Source organism: Streptomyces sp. NPDC003035 (assembly GCF_042888285.1).
Lineage (GTDB): Bacteria > Actinomycetota > Actinomycetes > Streptomycetales > Streptomycetaceae > Streptomyces.
This window is the reverse complement of record NZ_JBIAPJ010000001.1, coordinates 264231-283197: the sequence shown is the minus strand read 5'-3', so window position 1 is coordinate 283197 and position 18967 is coordinate 264231. Positions and strand designations below refer to the sequence as shown.

The 18967-nt window shown below is 73.3% G+C and carries 19 protein-coding genes; 13 read left to right on the top strand and 6 right to left on the bottom strand.

Going from position 1 to position 18967, the window contains the following annotated elements; genetic code table 11:
• The first annotated feature begins 76 nt into the window (after positions 1 to 76).
• The 5 genes from zapE to ACFYV5_RS01170 all read left to right on the top strand — a co-directional run bounded on the left by zapE (position 77) and on the right by ACFYV5_RS01170 (position 5017).
• Positions 77 to 1159, top strand: coding sequence for a cell division protein ZapE (gene zapE / locus ACFYV5_RS01190; protein WP_355106427.1), 1083 nt, complete (start codon positions 77 to 79; stop codon positions 1157 to 1159).
• Between the two features lie 34 nt (positions 1160 to 1193).
• A complete protein-coding gene (locus tag ACFYV5_RS01185) occupies positions 1194 to 1622 on the top strand; it encodes an OsmC family protein (RefSeq protein ID WP_355106425.1) in 429 nt (142 codons plus the stop codon).
• Between the two features lie 129 nt (positions 1623 to 1751).
• Positions 1752 to 3110, top strand: coding sequence for an alkaline phosphatase PhoX (locus tag ACFYV5_RS01180; protein ID WP_355106423.1), 1359 nt, complete (start codon positions 1752 to 1754; stop codon positions 3108 to 3110).
• Positions 3111 to 3197: 87 nt separating this feature from the next.
• Positions 3198 to 4106: a PPK2 family polyphosphate kinase gene (locus ACFYV5_RS01175; RefSeq protein WP_389162858.1), complete on the top strand. Its 909-nt coding sequence runs from the start codon at positions 3198 to 3200 to the stop codon at positions 4104 to 4106.
• Positions 4107 to 4144: 38 nt separating this feature from the next.
• Positions 4145 to 5017, top strand: a complete 873-nt coding sequence (locus tag ACFYV5_RS01170) for a polysaccharide deacetylase family protein (RefSeq protein WP_389164996.1) — start codon at positions 4145 to 4147, stop codon at positions 5015 to 5017.
• Between the two features lie 12 nt (positions 5018 to 5029).
• Here ACFYV5_RS01170 and ACFYV5_RS01165 read toward each other — a convergent pair whose 3' ends face one another.
• From ACFYV5_RS01165 to ACFYV5_RS01150, 4 genes are read right to left on the bottom strand one after another with little or no spacing between them, the layout of a single operon-like run.
• The gene (locus ACFYV5_RS01165; RefSeq protein ID WP_355106419.1) at positions 5030 to 5212 is read right to left on the bottom strand and encodes a hypothetical protein; all 183 of its coding nucleotides are present in this window, start codon (positions 5210 to 5212) and stop codon (positions 5030 to 5032) included.
• Positions 5213 to 5226: 14 nt separating this feature from the next.
• Positions 5227 to 5877, bottom strand: a complete 651-nt coding sequence (locus ACFYV5_RS01160) for an ABC transporter (RefSeq protein WP_389162855.1) — start codon at positions 5875 to 5877, stop codon at positions 5227 to 5229.
• Positions 5874 to 6749: an ATP-binding cassette domain-containing protein gene (locus ACFYV5_RS01155; RefSeq protein ID WP_389162853.1), complete on the bottom strand. Its 876-nt coding sequence runs from the start codon at positions 6747 to 6749 to the stop codon at positions 5874 to 5876. The genes ACFYV5_RS01160 and ACFYV5_RS01155 overlap by 4 nt, the downstream gene beginning before the upstream one ends.
• Before the next feature lie 8 nt (positions 6750 to 6757).
• The gene (locus ACFYV5_RS01150) at positions 6758 to 7435 is read right to left on the bottom strand and encodes an AIM24 family protein (protein ID WP_355106413.1); all 678 of its coding nucleotides are present in this window, start codon (positions 7433 to 7435) and stop codon (positions 6758 to 6760) included.
• A gap of 82 nt (positions 7436 to 7517) precedes the next feature.
• Between ACFYV5_RS01150 and ACFYV5_RS01145 the strand changes: the two genes are divergently transcribed.
• The 5 genes from ACFYV5_RS01145 to ACFYV5_RS01125 all read left to right on the top strand — a co-directional run bounded on the left by ACFYV5_RS01145 (position 7518) and on the right by ACFYV5_RS01125 (position 13586).
• On the top strand, positions 7518 to 8231 hold the full coding sequence (locus tag ACFYV5_RS01145) for a peptidyl-tRNA hydrolase (RefSeq protein ID WP_389162849.1): 714 nt from the start codon (positions 7518 to 7520) through the stop codon (positions 8229 to 8231).
• Positions 8232 to 8310: 79 nt separating this feature from the next.
• The gene (locus ACFYV5_RS01140) at positions 8311 to 9096 is read left to right on the top strand and encodes a DUF4142 domain-containing protein (protein ID WP_389162846.1); all 786 of its coding nucleotides are present in this window, start codon (positions 8311 to 8313) and stop codon (positions 9094 to 9096) included.
• 110 nt (positions 9097 to 9206) lie between these two features.
• Positions 9207 to 10793 (top strand): DUF692 family multinuclear iron-containing protein, encoded by a 1587-nt coding sequence (locus ACFYV5_RS01135; RefSeq protein WP_389162843.1) that lies wholly within the window; start codon positions 9207 to 9209, stop codon positions 10791 to 10793.
• 3 nt (positions 10794 to 10796) lie between these two features.
• Positions 10797 to 11861, top strand: a complete 1065-nt coding sequence (locus tag ACFYV5_RS01130) for a TIGR04222 domain-containing membrane protein (RefSeq protein WP_389162840.1) — start codon at positions 10797 to 10799, stop codon at positions 11859 to 11861.
• A 126-nt stretch (positions 11862 to 11987) separates the two neighbouring features.
• Positions 11988 to 13586: an alpha/beta hydrolase gene (locus tag ACFYV5_RS01125; RefSeq protein WP_389162837.1), complete on the top strand. Its 1599-nt coding sequence runs from the start codon at positions 11988 to 11990 to the stop codon at positions 13584 to 13586.
• Between the two features lie 63 nt (positions 13587 to 13649).
• On the opposite strand, the gene hemQ is transcribed toward ACFYV5_RS01125, so the two are convergent.
• Together hemQ and hemG are read right to left on the bottom strand one after the other, a co-directional pair.
• Complete coding sequence (hemQ, locus tag ACFYV5_RS01120; RefSeq protein ID WP_355106401.1) at positions 13650 to 14363, bottom strand: hydrogen peroxide-dependent heme synthase; 714 nt, start codon at positions 14361 to 14363, stop codon at positions 13650 to 13652.
• A 17-nt stretch (positions 14364 to 14380) separates the two neighbouring features.
• Positions 14381 to 16021 (bottom strand): protoporphyrinogen oxidase, encoded by a 1641-nt coding sequence (hemG, locus tag ACFYV5_RS01115; RefSeq protein WP_389162835.1) that lies wholly within the window; start codon positions 16019 to 16021, stop codon positions 14381 to 14383.
• Between the two features lie 127 nt (positions 16022 to 16148).
• On the opposite strand from hemG, the gene ACFYV5_RS01110 reads away from it, so the two are divergent.
• The 3 genes from ACFYV5_RS01110 (at position 16149) to ACFYV5_RS01100 (ending at position 18935) form a co-directional block, all read left to right on the top strand.
• A complete protein-coding gene (locus ACFYV5_RS01110) occupies positions 16149 to 17111 on the top strand; it encodes a DUF4349 domain-containing protein (RefSeq protein ID WP_389162832.1) in 963 nt (320 codons plus the stop codon).
• Positions 17112 to 17120: 9 nt separating this feature from the next.
• A complete protein-coding gene (locus tag ACFYV5_RS01105) occupies positions 17121 to 18494 on the top strand; it encodes an FAD-dependent oxidoreductase (RefSeq protein ID WP_389162829.1) in 1374 nt (457 codons plus the stop codon).
• 66 nt (positions 18495 to 18560) lie between these two features.
• Positions 18561 to 18935 carry a hypothetical protein gene (locus ACFYV5_RS01100; RefSeq protein ID WP_389162827.1) on the top strand — a complete coding sequence of 125 codons (375 nt, stop codon included), beginning with the start codon at positions 18561 to 18563 and terminating at the stop codon, positions 18933 to 18935.
• The last annotated feature ends 32 nt before the right edge of the window (positions 18936 to 18967 follow it).

Here is an 18967-nt window from a genome sequence, read left to right as displayed (position 1 = left end):
TCGCAGTCTGACACGGCGCTTACAGTGGGGAACTGTGTCGACCCGTGCCTCTCATGCCCCCCGCGCCCCGCGCGTCATGACCGAAGCCGCCTCCACCGAAGCGGCCCCGGTCTCCCTCTGCGCGCGGGAGCCCCACGTCCCCGCCGACCGTCTCGTCGCCGAGATGGTCCCGCCGCCGCGCTTCGACTCGGTGCGCTTCGACACGTACATACCGGACCCGAACCAGCCGAGCCAGACGGACGCGGTCAAGGCCCTGAGCTCCTTCGCCGAGGGCCTCGGCGGCGCGCACGCCACCGGCGCCGGCAAGCGTCCGGTGCTGAGCCGCTGGTTCGCGAAGAAGGCCACCGCCCCCACCGGCCCGCGCGGGATCTACCTCGACGGCGGGTACGGCGTCGGCAAGACCCACCTGCTGGCCTCCCTCTGGCACGCCACGCCCGCCGCGCCGGAGCTGAAGGCCTTCGGCACGTTCGTGGAGCTGACGAACCTGGTGGGCGCGCTGGGCTTCCAGCAGACCGTGCGGACGCTCAGCGGACACCGGCTTCTCTGCATCGACGAGTTCGAGCTGGACGACCCGGGCGACACGGTCCTCGTCTCCTCCTTGCTCAGCCGGCTCGTCGAGGCCGGCGTGGCGCTGGCCGCGACCTCCAACACGCTGCCGGGCAAGCTGGGCGAGGGCCGGTTCGCCGCCGCCGACTTCCTGCGCGAGATCCAGGGCCTCTCCGCCCACTTCCGCCCGCTGCGGATCGACGGCGAGGACTACCGCCACCGCGGGCTGCCCGAGGCGCCGGCGCCGTACTCCGACGAGCAGGTGACGAAGGCGGCGTACGCGACGCCGGGCTCCTCGCTCGACGACTTCCCGCATCTGCTCGACCACCTGGCCAGGGTCCACCCCAGCCGGTACGGCGCGCTCACCGACGGGCTGAGCGCGGTCTGCCTCACGGACGTGCAGGCGGTCCCGGACCAGTCGACGGCGCTGCGGCTCGTCGTCCTCGCCGACCGGCTGTACGACCGCGAGGTCCCGGTGCTCGCCTCCGGCCTCCCCTTCGACCGGCTGTTCAGTGAAGAGATGCTGAAGGGCGGGTACCGGAAGAAATACTTCCGGGCGATCTCCCGGCTCACCGCACTCGCTCGCGACGCAAAGGGACTGGTGGACCAGTAGGTTGGGGGCCATACCCGATCGAAAGGGATTCATCATGGCCGCAACCCGTTCCGCCCACGCCGTCTGGGAGGGCGACCTCCTCAACGGCAAGGGCGTCGTCACCCTCGACTCCTCCGGCATCGGCTCGTACCCGGTGTCCTGGCCGGCCCGCACCGACGAGCAGGCGAACGGCAGGACCAGCCCCGAGGAGCTGATCGCCGCCGCGCACTCCTCCTGCTTCAACATGGCGTTCTCCAACATCCTGGCCAAGGCCGGCAACCCGCCGGCCAGCCTGGAGACCAAGGCCGATGTCACGTTCGTGCCCGGCCAGGGCATCACGGGCAGCCATCTCACCGTCAGCGGCAACGTCCCGGGCCTCGACAAGGAGAAGTTCCTGGAGCTCGCCGAGGACGCCAAGAAGAACTGTCCGGTGAGCCAGGCCTTGGCGGGAACGACGATCACGCTCACCGCCGAGCTCGTCTGATCGTCTGATCCCTCACGTCCCATGAGGCCGTGTCGACCCGCATGGTTCACGTGTCACCACAGTGCGTGATACACACATGCGGGTCACACGTCACATCTGCCTGTCCGCCAACAGGGGAGCTGTTGCCTCATGTCCGCAACACGACGTCAGATCCTGTCCCGCACCGGCGCGTCCGTCGCCGGTATCGCCTTCTCGGGCGCGCTCGGCGAACTCTTCGCGGGAAGCGCCGCGGCGAGCGAGCGAGCCGGTTACGGCCCGCTGATCCCCGACCCCGCCGGGCTCCTCGACCTTCCCGAGGGCTTCCGCTACAAGGTCCTCTCCCGCCAGGGCGGTCCCCTGCGCTCCGGCGAAGGCCCGGTCCCCAGCAACCACGACGGCATGGGCGCCTTCGCCGGCCGCCGCGGGCGCGTGCACCTCGTCCGTAACCACGAGAACCGGGTCACCGGGAAGATAGGCGTCCCGACCGTCGAGGGGCTGACGTACGACCCCGCCGCCAAGGGCGGTTGTACGGCGCTCGAGCTCGACGGTCGCAACAACGTCCTCGGCGAGCGCGTCGCCATCGCCGGCACCGCCGTGAACTGCGCGGGCGGGCACACCCCTTGGGGCACCTGGCTGACCTGCGAGGAGACCGAGGACAAGGCCGGGACCAACGGCTACACCAAGGACCACGGCTTCATCTTCGAGGTCGACGGCGCCGACCCGCGCCGCACCGGAGCCGTACCCCTCACCGCCATGGGCCGCTTCCAGCACGAGGCGATCGCCGTCGACCCGCGCAGCGGGATCGTGTACGAGACGGAGGACGCGTTCCAGAAGCCCTTCGGGCTCTTCTACCGCTTCCTGCCGGAGAAGCCGCTGGGCGGCCACGGTTCGCTGCGCGCGGGCGGGGCCCTGGAGGCCATGCGGGTGCCGGGCGTGCCCGACCTCTCCGTGATCCAGGAGACCGGCGCGCGCTTCGACGGCGTCGAATGGGTGCCCGTACCGGATCCGCTGGCGGTCGAAACCCCGATCCGGCTCCAGGACTTCGGGCCGAAGGGAATCACGCACGCGCAGAAGCTGGAGGGCTGTTACTGGGGTGGGGGCGCGGTGTACTTCGTCTCCAGCTTCGCCCGCGCGAAGGACGGGTCCGCGGCGACCCACTTCGGCCAGGTGTGGAAGTACGAGCCGCACCGGCGCCGCCTCACGCTCGTCGTGGTCTTCGGCCCGAGCACGGACATCCAGCTGCCCGGCGAGTCGCCGGACAACATCTGCCTCGCCCCGAGCGGCGGCCTGATGGTCTCCGAGGACGGCGACGGCGCGCAGCACGTGTACGGCGTGAGCCGGAAGGGCGAGGTGTACCCGGTGGCACGCGGGGCGCAGAACATCGGGACACCGGACGCCCCGGAGTGGGGCGAGTTCGCGGGCGTCACGTTCTCCCCGGACGGGCAGACGATGTACGTCAACTGCTACTCCCCCGGCACGACGTTCGCCGTGACGGGCCCGTGGTGCTGACGTAGGCGCACCGGCGCCGGGTTCGCGGGCCCGCCGATTCCGTCGCAGGATCGGGGGAAGGCGGGTCACGGACCGAAGGGGCGCAGCATGGTGGAGCAGGGCGGGAAGACGGGCGAGGCGTCGGGGAAAGAGCCGCCGCGGTCCTCGCCGACGCGGCCCCCGGCCCTGCGTGACGTGCTGCGCCTCCCCGTCGGTGAGCCGGTCGACCTCTCCTCGTACTCCTCCTCGCGGATTCCGGCCGGCCCGCCCGACAAGGAGTCGGGGGCCGCGGCCGCGACGCTCCTGGCCCCGCGTCTCGCCGCCCTCCAGGAGCGTCTGTACGCGGCGAGCACGGCCGGCGACCGGCGCCGGCTGCTGCTCGTCCTCCAGGGCATGGACACCAGCGGGAAGGGTGGCACGTTCAAACACGTGATCGGCTACTTCAACCCGGCCGGCTGCCGGGTCCGGTCCTTCAAGGCACCCACGGCGGAGGAGCGGAGCCACCCCTTCCTCTGGAGGATCACCCGGGCCCTGCCGGTTCCGGGCGAGATCGGCATCTTCGATCGCTCGCACTACGAGGACGTGCTGATCGCCCGCGTCCGCGAGCTGGTGCCCCGCCGCGAGATCGGCCCCCGCTACGACCGGATCAACAGCTGGGAGAAGTCCCTCGCCGACGACGGCGTCACGATCGTCAAGGTCTTCCTGCACCTCTCGTACGAGGAGCAGCGCGCCCGGCTCCTGAAGCGGCTCGACAACCCGGACAAGCACTGGAAGTTCGACCCGGGCGACATCGAGGAGCGGGAGCTGTGGCCCGCGTACCAGCGGGCGTACGAGCTGGCGCTGGAGCGGTGCTCGACACCGGAGGCGCCGTGGTACCTGGTCCCGGCCGACCGTAAGTGGTACCGCAACTGGGCCATCAGCACGCTGCTCCTGGAGCATCTGGAGGCCCTGGATCCGCAGTACCCGAAGGGTGACTTCGACGTGGCCGAGTGCCGGAAGCGGTTGCTCGCTTCTTGATCGGCTAGTTTCCGTGAGTGACCATTTCTGTACGAAGAATGTCGGCGCTCGCTCTGCTGGGCGCCGTTCTCGTCGGCTGCGGCGGGGGCACGGCCGACACCGCGACACCTCCTGAGGCCCCGCCCACCGCGCCGGGCACCAGCGCGTCCCCGTCCTCGCCCGCGAGCGCGAGCGCCGCGCCCGGACCGGCGACCGTGCGCAAGGCGCCGCCCACCATGGCACCCGGCCCGGCGGGTCTCACGCCGGTCTTCGAGCGGGGGCGCACGGGCGGGGAGAAGGTCGTCGCGCTCACCTTCGACGCCGACATGACGGCCGACCAGGGGCCACGCGCGGCGGGCGGGGAGCGCTTCGACAACCCGCGGCTGATCGAGACCCTGCGGCGGCTGAAGGTCGACTCGACCGTCTTCATGACCGGCCGCTGGGCCGAGGAGTACCCGGACCAGGCCCGCTCCATCGGCACCGATCCCCGATTCGAGATCGCCAACCACTCCTACAGCCACTACGCCTTCGCCTCACCCTGCTACGGCCTGCCGACGGTGGCGAAGCAGGACATGGCCGGGGACGTACGGCGCGCCTTCGAGGCGTTCCGCAAGGCCGGGGCACGCAATGTCGTGCCGTACTTCCGCTTCCCCGGCGGCTGCTACGACGACGAGGCGCTGCGCGCGCTCGCCCCGGCGAAGGTCACGGCGGTGCAGTGGGACGTGGTCAGCGGCGACGCCTTCGCCAAGGACGGCGACGCGGTCGCGCGGCAGGTCCTCGACGGAGTGAAACCCGGCTCGCTCGTGGTCCTGCACTGCACGCGCAGCGCCGCGCCCGTCACGGAGCACGCGATCCGCCGGATCGTCCCCGAACTGCGCGCGAGGGGCTACCGCTTCGTCAAGGTCTCCGAACTGATGGCGGCCACGACCTAGGCACGACACCCCCTAGCCCGAGCAGGCGGTTCGCTCGGCCTCCTGCCACTCGCAGACCGGGCAGAGGGTGATCCCCCTGGTCGACTCGGGGTACTCGGTCGGCTTCCGGCACAGCACGCACTCAGCGTACGGTCCCTCGGCAGCCGGCGTCGCCGCCGGAGTCACCTGCTCGCGGTACGACGTGTCCTCGTCCATGCTTTCGAGCGTACTCACTCCCGCCGGGCGGTGGCTCCGGTGCTCACCGCCACCGCTGCGGCGGCGAGCGCCAGGGCTCCCGCGAGGGCGAGCCAGGGCATGCCGACGGTCGCCGTGCGCGCGGCGCCGACCAGGCCCGTCACCGCGTACGCCGCTGGTGATCCGGTCGTCACCAGTGCCAGGAGCGAACCGAGGACGAGCGCCGCGAGCGACCAGCCGCGGGACCGGACGAGCGGCCGGGTGGTGAGGACGCCCACGGCGGCGCCCGTCAGGACGCAGACCGCGGTGGCGAGGAGCCCCGCGGCCCCGGCCCGGACCGGGTCGACCCCGCGGAGGTCGCTCACCGCCGTCACCCCGAGGACGGCGACGACGCCCAGGAGCGCCGCGCAGGCCACGGCGGCCAGGACCGCCGCCAGGTGCGCCCGTTCCCGTCCGGCCGCGGCGGCCACCACGCCGCGCGCGGCGGGCGGTTCCTGGCCGAGGCAGATCCGTACGACCCACGCGGTGACGGGGAGCAGCGCGGCGGCCGTGTAGCCGAGGGCGCCGAGCACGGGCTCCCCCGCGCGCACGCCGACGCCGAGGAAGACCGCGTACAGCAGGAGCGGTGCCAGCCAGCGCTGGGAGCGCAGGAGCAGGTCGGTCTGATAACGGAGCAGTGCGGTCATACCCGGGCGCCTTCGGTCCGCAGCTCGTGGATGTGCCAGGAGGCTTCGAGCAGGGCCCGGAGCAGCCCGTCGGAGTGCGCCGCGTCGACGGTGACGGCCATGGCGCCGTCGGGCCCGGTCTCGGAGCCGTGCCCGGACCCAGCCTCGTACGCGGCCTCGTACACCGGCTCGTACGCGGGCGAACCCGGCAGCCCGTCGGGGAGCCCGGCCCCGCCGGAGACCACGATCCGTACGCGGGGCCGTACGCCCGCGTCCGGCCGAGGGCCGGGCCGTACCCGCCCCGCCTCCACCGTGAACGCGGTGCCGGCCTCCTCCGCGAGCCGCCGCGGGTCGTGGTCGACGAAGACGACCGTTCCTCCGGCCGCGACCCGCTCCCGGACGGCGCGGTCCAGTTCCCGCCGCGCGCCCGTGTCCAGGCCGGTCCACGCCTCGTCGAGGACCAGGAGGTCCGGACCGGCGAGCAGGGCCTGGGCGACGGCGACCTTCTGGCTGGTGCCCTTGGAGAGCTCGGCGAGCGGCGTGCCGGCGAAGGCGCCCGCGCCGAAGCGCTCCAGCCACTCCCCCGCCGCGGCCGCCGCCTCCTCCCGGCCGAGTCCCTGGACGCGTCCGAGATGGACCAGATAGCCGCGTGCGGTGAGGGGCAGGGCGGCCGGGAACCGCTCGGGGACGTACGCCGTTCGGCGCGGCCGGCCGGTGATCCTGCCCTCCGTCGGCGCGTCGATCCCCGCGATCAGGCGGAGCAGCGTCGACTTGCCCGTGCCGTTGGTGCCGGTGATCCGGACGAGGGCGCCGGCGGGCAGGGCGAGCGCGACCTCGCGCAGGACCCACGGCCCGCGCAGGCCGTAACGACGCCCCACTCCGTCGAACCGCACCACCGGGCTCAGCTGGACGACGTCTTCTGCGGGGTCAGCTCGCTGGGCCGCACGATGACGAAGCCCTCGCCGTCCAGCCTCAGCTGGACGGCCTCGCCGGAGCCGCCGCGGATCATCGAGCCGACGGACTGCGAGCGGTGCAGCGAGGTCTGGAGCCGGTCGCTCCAGCCGACGACGGCGTCGGTGTCGACGCACACGGGCGCCTGCGGCGTGACGGGGATGACGATCGGGGTGCCCTCACAGATCAGGGCGAGCTTGCCGTAGCCGGTGAACACGCTGTTGAAGAGGCCGCCGCCGGTCATGCCGGCGCCCTTCACCGTCTTGATCTCGTAACTGAGGGTGGAGTCGAAGCAGAGCACGTTGCGGCCGTTCACGGTGAACGCGTCGTTCTGCTCGATCTCGACGATGAAGCAGTTCTGCGCCTCGTGCGCGAACCAGGCCTCGCCCTGGCCACGGACGGCCATCAGCGCCAGGCCCTCGCCGGTGACGGCGCGCTTGAGCATGCCGCCGATGCCCTGGCCCTTGCGCTCGAACTGGAGGTCACCCCGGAAGGCGATCATGGAGCCCTGTCTGGCCTGCATCTCGCCGTTGACGGCGTACTTGACGCACTTGGCGTTCTGCAGGCTCATGCCCGGGAACGTCGCGGCCTCGGCGAGGTGTTCGCCGGCAAAAAGATCGCTCTTCATGGGGTGCATCCTGTCCCGGAACCTCCGATTCCTACAAGAATCGCTTTCCGGGCCTTCGTCCGGCCGGTGGCAGACTTGCCGGGTGAGCAGCAACGAGACCAACATCCGTGACGAGAAGCCCCAGTTCGTCCTGCCGCTGGTGGTACGGATTGAGCGGGCCGAGCCCCCGGCCCGTACCGACGCCCTCGAGACGGCCGCCCGCGCCGTCCTGGAGATCCTCGCCGACGACCGCGCACACGGCGACGGGGAGTGGGCGCAGGTGATGACCGACTGGCAGGACGCCCGGATCCGCAAGGTCGTGCGCCGGGCGCGCGGCGGGGAGTGGCGGCGCGCGGAGGCGCTCCCGGGGATCACGGTGACGGGCGCGGCCGCGGAGGTACGGGTGTTCCCGCCGGTCCCGCTGGACGGCTGGCCCAAGGAGCTGGCGAAGCTCCAGGTGTCGGGCACCGACCTGGAGGACCCGGCCGCGCCCGCCGCCCCGCGGCCCGGGGCGGCGCTGCTGTGGCTCAACCCGGACCTGGACATGTCCGCGGGCAAGGCGATGGCGCAGGCGGGGCACGGGGCGCAGCTGCTGTGGTGGGCGATGCCGGAGGCGGACCGCAAGGCGTGGCGTGAGGCCGGCTTCCCGCTGGCCGTGCGGACCGCCGATCCGGCGCGCTGGGCGGAGCTGACCACGAGCGGGCTGCCCGTGGTGCGGGACGCCGGGTTCACGGAGATCGCGCCCGGTTCGTGCACGGTCGTGTCCGCGTTCCCCGAACTCGGCCGGCTCGACCGGATCGACCGGCTCGGCGACTGAACACGACCGTCCCACCGTACGTATCTCCCGATACCGCCAAGTGGGTTGAACCGCTGCCCCGTTGGCGGTTCAGTCTGCGATGACCGACATCGAACGTACGGGAGACACCTTGTCGCTACGTGTCAACGGGACGGCACTCATCATCGCGGCGCTCGTCGCGACGGTCGGCGCGATCGCCTTCCCCGTCTGGTCCTACGCCGACCGCTCAGGAACCGGCCAGGCGAATCTGAACGCGTCGAGCGTGGCCACGCAGTGGGGGCCGCTGTCGGCCACCGACCGGGACTTCCTGGTCAAGGTGCGGCTGGCCGGCCTCTGGGAGCTCCCGGCCGGCCAGCAGGCCATCGAACGCGCCCCGAGCCGGGCGATGGTGGAGTGCGGCGACCACCTCGTCGTCGGCCACACGGACCTGGACCGGCGGGCCCGGGACGTGGCGGCGAAGCTCGGCGTCGAGCTGCCGAACCAGCCGACCGAGCAGCAGCAGGGGTGGCTGCGGGAGCTGACGGCGGCGCGCGGGGAGGAGTACGAGCGGAAGTTCGCGAACCTGCTGCGCAACGCGCACGGCAAGGTGTTCGCGCTCATCGCGGAGGTCCGGCACACCACGCGCAACACGCTGATCCGGCAGCTGGCGAGCGACGCGAACCAGACGGTCCTTGACCACATCACCATGCTGGAGGCGACCGGGATGGTCGACCACGACGCGTTGGCGAACGAGGCGGCGGGCCGGAAGACGGCGCCGCCGACCGGGCCGCCGGTGGTGCCCTCGCCCGCCGTGCCCTCGCCGGTGCGGCCGTCGGGGACGGACCAGTCGTTCACGTCGCGGCCGGTGCCGGAGGCGGGGATCGTGACGCCGCATTCCCAGCCGTAGCCTGCTCGTCCGCGCGCGGGAACCTCAAATCAACCTCTGAACGTCCCCCCGACGGGATTCGAACGCATCCGGCCGGGCCATCACGTCTGGGACTGAAGGAGGGGGACGGGATGACGGCACGGGAGACGAGACTCGGGATCGGCATCGGCTGGCGGCCGGAGATCGCGGAAGCGGTGGAGGCGCTGCCCGGCGTCGACTGGGTGGAGGTCGTCGCGGAGAACGTGTGCGCGGGCCACCTCCCGGAGTCGCTGCGGCGGCTGCGGGCGCGCGGGGTGACGGTCGTGCCGCACGGGGTCTCGCTGGGCCTCGGCGGCGCGGACCGGCCGGACGCGGGGCGGCTGGCGGAGCTGGCGGCGACGGCGGAGGCGCTGGGGGCGCCGCTGGTCACGGAACACATCGCGTTCGTACGGGCCGGGGGCGAGCTGACCGCGACGCCGGTCCTGGAGGCGGGGCACCTGCTGCCGGTGCCGCGGACGTGGGACGCGCTGGACGTGCTGTGCGAGAACGTCCGGATCGCGCAGGACGCGCTGCCGGTTCCGCTGGCCCTGGAGAACATCGCGGCGCTGATCTCCTGGCCTGGTGAGGAGCTGACGGAGGGCCAGTTCCTGGCGGAGCTGGTGGAGCGTACGGGGGTACGGCTCCTGATCGACGTGGCGAACCTCCACACCAACCACGTCAACCGCGGCGAGTCCCCGGCGAAGGCACTCGCCGAACTCCCGGTCGAGGCGATCGCGTACGTCCATGTCGCGGGCGGCCTCGAACGCGACGGCGTCTGGCACGACACCCACGCCCACCCGGTCCCCGAGCCCGTCCTCGCCGTCCTCGCGGACCTGACATCGAGGATCTCCCCACCGGGCGTCCTGCTGGAACGGGACGACCGCTTCCCGCCCGTGGAAGAACTGGCGGCGGAACTGACGACGATCCGGAGAACGGTGACGCAGGCGGTGGCCGCCGGTGGTGCGGCACCCGCCGCAGACCCGACGCCGACCCGGACGGGGGCCGCGCCCGCCACAGGCGACGCGCCGAACGGCGCCGAGGACCGGACGACGGCTCGGGCGGGGGCCGTGGCCGCCGAGCGGCCGCTGCTCATCGGGGTGGGGGCCCGGGTCTCGGGCGGGGCGATGCCGCGGCCGCGCGGGTTCGGTCCAGGGGGCGCGTGCGAGCCCGGGGCGTACGGCGGTGCTGAACCGGTCGAGGCCCAGGGGGTCCGGGGGCTTGCCCCTGGTTTCGGGAAGGGCCGGGGCGGGGGAAGGCCCCGCCCCGCAGACGTGCCCGGCGGCATCGCGCGGGCGCGGGAGCGGGTCGGGGTGGCGCAGACCGCGCTCCTGTCCGCGCTCGTCGCGGGGACTCCCGCCCCCGAGGGGTTCGACACGCGGCGCCTCGGCGTGCAGAGCCGGGCGCTCACGGCCAAGCGGGCCGACGTCGTCGCCAAGATCGCCCCGGAGCTGCCCGAGATCCTCGGCGATGGTTACCGGTCGGCCTTCCGCGCGTACGCCACCTCCCGCCCCATGACCGGCGGCTACCGCCGCGACGCGCTCGGCTTCGTCGAGCACCTGCTCGTCGCCGGCCGCGTCGAGGACCCCGCCGCACGGCGCCGGCTCACCCGCTGGTGGCAGGAGCGCGCCGACACCCGACCGCCCCGCCGGGCGACCCGGCTGATCCACGCGGCCCGCGCCGCGCTCGCACGGAGGGGATGACACATGATCGGCTTCACCGTCCTCGTCTGGTTCGCGGTGCTCATCGGTTCGGGGGTGCTCATCGCCCGCGTCAGTGCCGCCCGAGCGACCCCGGGCGGTACCTCCGTGCACGACCTCTCCGAGGCCGCCTTCCTGGCCGGGGGCCCGCCCCGGGTCGTCGACACGGCTCTGGCGACCCTGCACGCCGAAGGGCTCATCGGGGTCGGCGGTCCCGGCCTCGTCGTCGTACTCCGGCCCGACCTGCGGGCCCGGGACCATGTCGGCCGAGCCGTTCTGGAGCGGCTCGCCGCCGCCCCGAGCGGCGCCCTGCACGAGCTGCGCCTCGCCGTGATGCGGAGCCCCGCCGTGCAGGAGATCGGCGACGGCCTCGCCGCGCGCGGCCTGATGGTGCCACCGGAGCGGCGCCGCGCGGTCGGGCGGTGGTGCCTCGCCCAGGGGCTCGGCTCGCTCGCGCTGCTGGGGCTCTCCCTCGTGCTCACCGTCGCCGTCGACGATCCCCTCGACGCGGTCCCGTCCTTCCTCGCCGCGCTGCCCGCCCTGATGCTGGGCGTGGTCGTCGCGCTGATCTGCGCCGCGGTCAACTCCGGGCGGGTCACCCGCGCCGGACAGCGGGCGTCGGCCGCGTACCACCGGGATCACGCCCATCTGCCGGACGCCGGCCATCAGGTCGCGCTGCACGGGCTGCGCGGCGTGCCGGACCCGGAGCTCCGGGCGCAGCTGATCGCCGCCGCCCGGATCTACGGTTCGCGCCCGGGCCAGCGGCCGTTCCCGCGGGCGTCGCACAGCTCCTCGTCGGACACGGCGGCGCTCATGGTGCTCGCATGGTGCGGCGGCAGCCCGGACAACGGGGGCGCGTGCGGCGGAGGCGGCGGGTCCCCCTCCAGGGGCGGATCCTCCTGCGCAGCCGGTGGCGGCGGGGGCGGCTGCTCGGCCGCCGCCTGCTCCGGTGGAGGCGGCGGGGGCGGGGGCGGTGGATCCAGCTGTTCGAGCTCCAGCGGCAGCTCGTGCTCCAGCTCCAGCTCGTGCTCCAGCAGCAGCGGCTCCAGCTGCTCCAGTTCGAGCAGCTGACGGGGGCGCATCGGAGCATTGGGCCCGACACCGCCCGGAGATCCTTTACTTCGGTGATCCGTCCCCCAACGATCCCTTTGTCCCCGCGGCACGCGGGGGGCCACAGGGCACGAAGGGTAGGGGCCGATGAGAACTCTCGCGCTGTTCGGAGCCGTCGGAGCGCTGATGCTGGCGTCACCGGCGGCAGTCACCCCCGCGCGGGCCCTCGACGCCCCGCCCGCCGAGACCCACGGCACCCTGCTCGCCGCCCGTCGCGCCGCCACGGAGGGCATCCGCTTCGGCGCCTGCGCGGCCGAGGAGAAGCTGCCGGCGTCCGTGACGTGCGGCACCGTCCGGGTCCCGCTCGACTACGCGGACCCGGACGGCACCCGGATCGGGCTGACGGTCAGCCGGGTCGAGGCCGCGGGCCCGGCCGCCGACCGCCAAGGCGCGCTGGTGTACAACCCCGGAGGTCCCGGCGCCTCCTCCCTGCACTTCCCGCTCGTCGCCGGGCTCCCGGCCTGGAAGCGGATCTCCGCCGCGTACGACCTGGTCGGCTACGCCCCGCGCGGGGTGGGCCGCTCGGCCCCCGTCTCCTGCCAGGACCCGGCCGACCGCGCCACGGGCCCCACTCCGGCGCCCACCCATCCCTCCGAGGTCTTCAAGCGGGAGCGGATCGCCCGCGCGAAGACGTACGCCCAGGGCTGCGCCACCCGCACGGGCGCGGCGCTGCGGCACTACCACTCGCTGAACAACGCGCGCGATCTGGAGGTGCTGCGCGCGGCGCTCGGCGAGACGAGACTGACGTACATGGGCGCCTCGTACGGCACGTACTTCGGCGCGCTCTACGCGACGCTCTTCCCGCACCGGGTGCGCCGGATGGTCTTCGACGCGCCCGTCAATCCCGCGCCGCGGCAGATCTGGTACGTCAACAACCTCGACCAGGCGCCCGCGTTCGAGCGCCGGTGGGCCGACTTCCGCGCCTGGGCCGCCAAGCACCACGCGGTGTACGGCCTCGGCACCACGGCACAGGAGGTCCAGGAGAGTTACGAGAAGGTCCGCGCCGAACTCGCGGTGCGCGCCGCGGGCGGGAAGGTCGGTCCGGGGCAGCTGCACGCGGCGCTGCTCCAGGTCGCGTACCACGACGGATACTGGACGCGACGGGCCACCGCGCTGTCGCGGTATCTGAAGGGTGATCCGAAACCGCTCATCGCGCAGGCGGCCCCGCCGAAGGAGACGTCTCCCGACGACGGCAACGGCAGGGCGGTCTACACGGCGGTGGAGTGCAACGACGCCCCCTGGCCCGAGGACTTCGCCGTCTGGGACCGCGACAACACCCGGCTCGCGAAGCTCGCGCCGTTCGAGACCTGGGACAACGCCTGGATGAACCTGCCCTGCGCGTACTGGAAGGCGCCGCGGCAGAAGCCGCTGGACGTGCGCACCGGTCCGGGTGTGCTGCCGCCGGTGCTGATCCTGGCCGCCGAGCGGGACGCGGCCACGCCGTACGAAGGGGCCCTGGAGCTGCAGCGCAGGCTGTCGGGGTCGGCCCTGGTGACCGAGCGGGACGCCGGTACGCACGGCATCGGGGGCGGTGCGAACGCCTGCGTGAACGGGCACCTGGAGAGGTATCTGCTGACCGGGGCGGTGCCCGGAGGGACGCCGGTGCGGCGCGCGTCGTGCGCGCCGCACCCGGAGCCGGACCCGGTGTCGCTGGAGCGGCGTGCGGAACTCCCGTCCGCCGTCTGATCTTCCGGGTCGAGGGGTGAGGGCCCGGCTGGGCGCCGGGCCGTCACCATGTTCGGACGGCCGTCAGGCCAGGCCCGCCACCAGGTCCGCCACGGAGCGGCGGCGGCCGGTGTAGAACGGGACCTCTTCGCGGACGTGCATCCGCGCCTCGGAGGCGCGCAGGTGGCGCATGAGGTCGACGATGCGGTGCAGCTCGTCGGCCTCGAAGGCCAGGAGCCACTCGTAGTCGCCGAGCGAGAACGAGGCGACCGTGTTGGCGCGGACGTCGGGGAAGCCGCGGGCCATCTTGCCGTGGTCCGCGAGCATCCGGCGGCGGTCCTCGTCCGGCAGCAGGTACCAGTCGTAGGAGCGCACGAAGGGGTAGACGCTCACGTAGTCGCGGGGCGTCTCGTCGGCCAGGAAGGCCGGGATGTGCGACTTGTTGAACTCGGCGGGGCGGTGCAACGCCATGTTCGACCAGACCGGCTCGAGGGCGCGGCCCAGCTTGGTGCGGCGGAAGAGGTTGTACGCGTCCTGGAGCTCGTCGCTCGTCTCGGCGTGCCACCAGATCATGACGTCGGCGTCGGCGCGCAGACCGGAGAGGTCGTACGTGCCACGGACGGTGACGTCCTTGGCGGCGAGCTGGTCGAACAGCTCCTGGACCTCGTCGGCGTAGCCGGCGCGGTCCTCGGGCAGGTTGTCGCGCAGCTTGAACACGGACCACAGGGTGTAGCGGATGACCTCGTTGAGGTCCTTCGCCTTCTTACCGGCGTTCGGGATCTTTTCGGGCGCACTCATACGCCTATTCTCGCCCGTCACGGACAGTGCCCTGCACCAGGGTCCACCGTTTTCGACGTGGCGATGATCTCCTCCGCGATCTCGTCGGCGGCGCGGTGGCCGGAGGCGATGCAGGCGGGGATGCCGACGCCCTCGTACACGGCCCCGGCGAGGCGCAGTCCGGGCAGGCCGGCGACGGCCTCGCGGACGCGGGCGACGCGGGCGAGGTGGCCGACGGGGTACTGCGGGAGGCCGCCGGTCCAGCGGGTGACGGTGGTGGCGACGGGTCGGGCGGTCAGGCCGGCGGCCGCGCCGAGGTCCTTCAGCGAGGCCTCGACGAGGTCGGCGTCGTCGCGGAGGACCTGCTCCTCCTCGCCGTAGCGGCCGACGGAGGTACGGAGCACGAAGAGGTCGGGGGCGGCCTCGGACACCCACTGCCACTTCTGGCTGGAGAACGTGGACGCTTTGATGGTGTGTCCGTCGACGGGGGGCACGAGGAACCCGGAGCCGGGCAGCCCCTGGACGTCGGAGCGGCGGAAGGCGAGGGTGACGAGGGCCATGGAGGCGTACTCGACGGCCCCGAGCTCGGCGGAGGCGGCGGGTGCCTCGTCGGCGAGGAGCGCGGCGGCGGACCAGGCGGGGGTGGCGAGGACGACGCCGTCGGCGAGGATGCTCCGCCCGCCCGCGACGACGCGCCACCGCGTGCCGGCCCGGGCGCCGGTGCCGGGGGTGGTGCCGGGCCCGAAGCCGATGCCGTGCCCAGAGCCGGTGCCGGAGCCGGTGCCGGTACCGAAGCCGGTGCCGGTGCCGGAGCCCGAGCCGGAGCCGGAGCCGGAGCCGGGACCCGAGCCGGTGCCGGAGCGCGAGCCGGACTCGGGGTCGGCGCCGTCGGACGGTGCGGGCACCCGGCGGAGTTCCGTCACCGGGGCGTGCGTGAGGATCTCGCCGCCCGCCGCGCGGATGGCGGCGGCGACGGCGGCGGGCAGCGTGCCGATGCCGCCCTCGATGCCCATGAAGGCGGAGCCGCCGAGACCGGTGGCCGCGCCCGCCGCGTCCGACGGGGTCGCGGCCCCGGCCCGCTGGACGGCGCGGACGGCCTCGGTGAGCGTGCCATGGGTGCGGGCGGCGGCGAAGAGGGCGGGGACGGCGGCCCGCATCGAGATCCGGTAGGCGTCGCCGGCGTACACCCCGCCGAGGAGCGGCTCGACGAGCCGGTCGACGACCTCGCGGCCCATGCGGTCGGCGACGTACGCGCCGATGGCGATGTCCTCGCCGATCTCGGCGGGGGGCAGTTCGCGGTCCCGCTCGACCCGGCGCAGTCCCTCCTCGGTGAGGAGGTCCGCGAGCGCCGCGGCGTCGCCGGGGACGCCCATGACGTGGCCCTTGGGCATCAGGCGCAGCGCGCCGCGGGTCCACACGGACGCGGTGGTCGTGGCGGGCGGCCGGAGCCGGTCGCCGAGGCCGACGGCGCGGGCGAGCGCGACCGCCTCGGGGCGGCGGGCGAGCAACGACTCGGCCCCGAGGTCGACGGGTGCGCCGGCGATCTCCCCGGCGAGCAGCTTGCCGCCCACCCGGTCGCCGCCTTCGAGCAGCGTCACCCGCGCTCCGGCGGACAGCAGCCGATGGGCCGCGGCGAGGCCGGCGATGCCGCCTCCGACTACGACAACGTGCGCGTTCATGGCACCACTCTCTCAAAAGCCGTTCCGAGGCCGGAACGTGACCGCTTCGCTACCGCCGGAGCGCAACCCGTCCTCCCACCCCGTACGTCGAACCGGCACCACTCACCACCACCCGAGGGGGGATCCCATGCGTGGAGCACGAAGAGCGGCCGTGGCGCTGCTGGCGGTGTCGCTGGCGCTGACCGGCTGCGCCGGGGGCGCGGCCGACAGCGCCGACAGCAAGGGGCTGAGCGCGGAGAAGCCCGCGAACGGTGCCGCCGCCGACCGAGGCCACGAGTCGGGCAGCGGCAGTGCCCGCGGGCCGGAGGAGGCGGCGGCGGACCAGAAGAAGCCCGCCGATGTGCCCCGGCAGCAGCACGTCATCCGTACCGCGGAGCTGACCGTGGAGGTCGAGGACGCGGTCGAGGCGCTGGCCGCCGCCCGTCGGGTCGCCGAGGGCGCGGGCGGCCAGGTCTCCGACGAGTCGACCGATCGGCTCGACGAGACGCACATGACCTCGCGGATCGTGCTGCGAGTGCCGCAGGACCGGTACGCGTCGGTGCTGGAGGAACTGGCGGGCACGGGCAGGCTGCTGTCCCGCAAGGCGGAGGCCAAGGACGTCACCGAGCAGGTGGTGGACGTGGAGAGCCGGATCGCCACCCAGCGGGCGAGCGTGGACCGGGTGCGCACGCTGATGAACCGGGCGGAGCGGCTGAGCGACGTGGTCACGCTGGAGGGCGAGCTGAGTCGTCGTCAGGCGGATCTGGAGTCGCTGCTGGCCCAGCGGGCCTCGCTGAAGGACCGTACGACGATGGCGACGATCACCCTCGAACTGACCGAGAAGGAGGATTCGGGCGCGGCGGGGAGTGAGGACCGTCCGGGCTTCCTGGAGGCTCTCGCGGGAGGCTGGAACGCGTTGGTGACGGTGCTGGCCTGGGTGGTCGTCGTGCTGGCGGCGTTGGCGCCGTGGCTGGCGGTGGCCCTCGCCCTGTACCTGGTGTGGCGGATGCTCGTACGGCCCCGGTCCCGGCCCCGGCCGCCGCGCCGCGCGGACGGCGGCCCGGCCGGGGAACCTGACACATCCTCGGACCGAACCACCGCGTCGACGTAGCGTGTTCGTATGAGCGAACGACTGGTGGTCATCGGCGGCGATGCGGCGGGCATGTCCGCGGCATCGCAGGCCCGCAGGCTCAAGGGGCCCGGGGAACTGGAGATCGTCGCCTTCGAGCGCGGTCACTTCACCTCCTACTCGGCCTGCGGCATCCCGTACTGGGTCGGCGGCGACGTCGACGAGCGCGACGAGCTGATCGCGCGCACCCCGGGGGAGCACCGTGCGCGGGACATCGACCTGCGGATGCGGACCGAGGTGACCGCGCTGGACGTGCCGGGCCAGCGGGTGCGTACCCGGGACCTGGAGTCGGGCACGGAGGAGTGGACGGGTTTCGACAAGCTGGTGATCGCCACCGGCGCCCGTCCGCTGCGGCCGCCGCTGCCGGGGATCGACGCCCCGGGCGTGCACGGGGTGCAGACGCTGGACGACGGACAGGCGCTGCTCGACTCGCTGGAGCGCACGGAGGGCGGGCGGGCGGTGGTCGTCGGCGCCGGCTACATCGGCGTGGAGATGGCGGAGGCGCTGCTGAACCGGGGCTACGAGGTCACGGTGCTCAACCGGGGCGAGCAGCCGATGTCGACGCTCGACCCGGACATGGGACGGCTGGTCCACCGGGCGATGGACGGCCTGGGCATCACGACGGTCGGTTCCTCGGCGGTCACGAAGATCCTCACCGGTGAGGACGGGCGGGTCCGGGCGGTGGCGACGGAGGACGACGAGTACCCGGCGGATGTCGTCGTCCTCGGGATGGGCGTGGTCCCGGAGACGGGCCTCGCGGAGGCGGCGGGGCTGCCGCTGGGGACGTACGGCGGTCTGCTCACCGATCTCGCGATGCGGGTGCGGGGCCACGAGAACATCTGGGCGGGCGGCGACTGTGTCGAGGTGCTCGACCTGGTCTCGGGCCGCGAGCGGCACATCGCGCTGGGCACGCACGCCAACAAGCACGGGCAGGTCATCGGCGCGAACGTGGGCGGCGGCTACGCCACGTTCCCGGGCGTGGTCGGTACGGCGGTGTCGAAGGTGTGCGACCTGGAGATCGCGCGGACGGGTCTGCGCGAGAAGGACGCCCGCGAGGTCGGCCTGCGGTACGTGACGGTGACGATCGAGTCGACCAGCCGGGCGGGCTACTACCCGGGGGCGGCCCCGATGACGGTGAAGATGCTGGCGGAGCGCCGTACGGGCCGGCTGCTCGGGGTGCAGATCGTGGGCCGTGAGGGGGCCGCGAAGCGGGTGGACATCGCGGCGGTGGCGTTGACGGCCGGGATGACCGTGGAGCAGATGACGGCTCTGGACCTGGGGTACGCGCCACCGTTCTCACCGGTGTGGGATCCGGTTCTGGTGGCGGCGCGGAAGGCACTCGCCGCCGTTCGGGCGGCGGGCTGACCCGAGCGGACCACTGACCGCCGGTGACGAATTGCGAGAGCGCCGTCACCGTGTGCCACTGGTCACATGATCAGACACACAGTGCGCGCGCTCTGCGCCGCCTCCCTCATCGTCGCCCCGCTCGCTCTGAGCACGCCCGCCCACGCCGTCGTGACCTGCACGGTCAACGGCTTCCCCCGAACCGCCAACGTCGTGACGGGCACGGCCGGCAACGACTACATCCGCTGCGACTCGCTCCCGCCCATGCACGGGGTGGACGGCCTGGGCGGCAACGACTACATCATCATCGACGGCACGGTGGCGTCCGGCGCCTTCGTCTTCGGTAACGCAGGCAGCGACTACCTGCGCGTCAACGTCAACAACGGCTCCGTCAACGGCGGCACCGGCAACGACTTCTGCCGGGTCGCCACGGGCAACCCGCCGGTCAACTGCGAGGTCTGACCCTTCATGGCTCCGGCCCGCCACCCCGGACG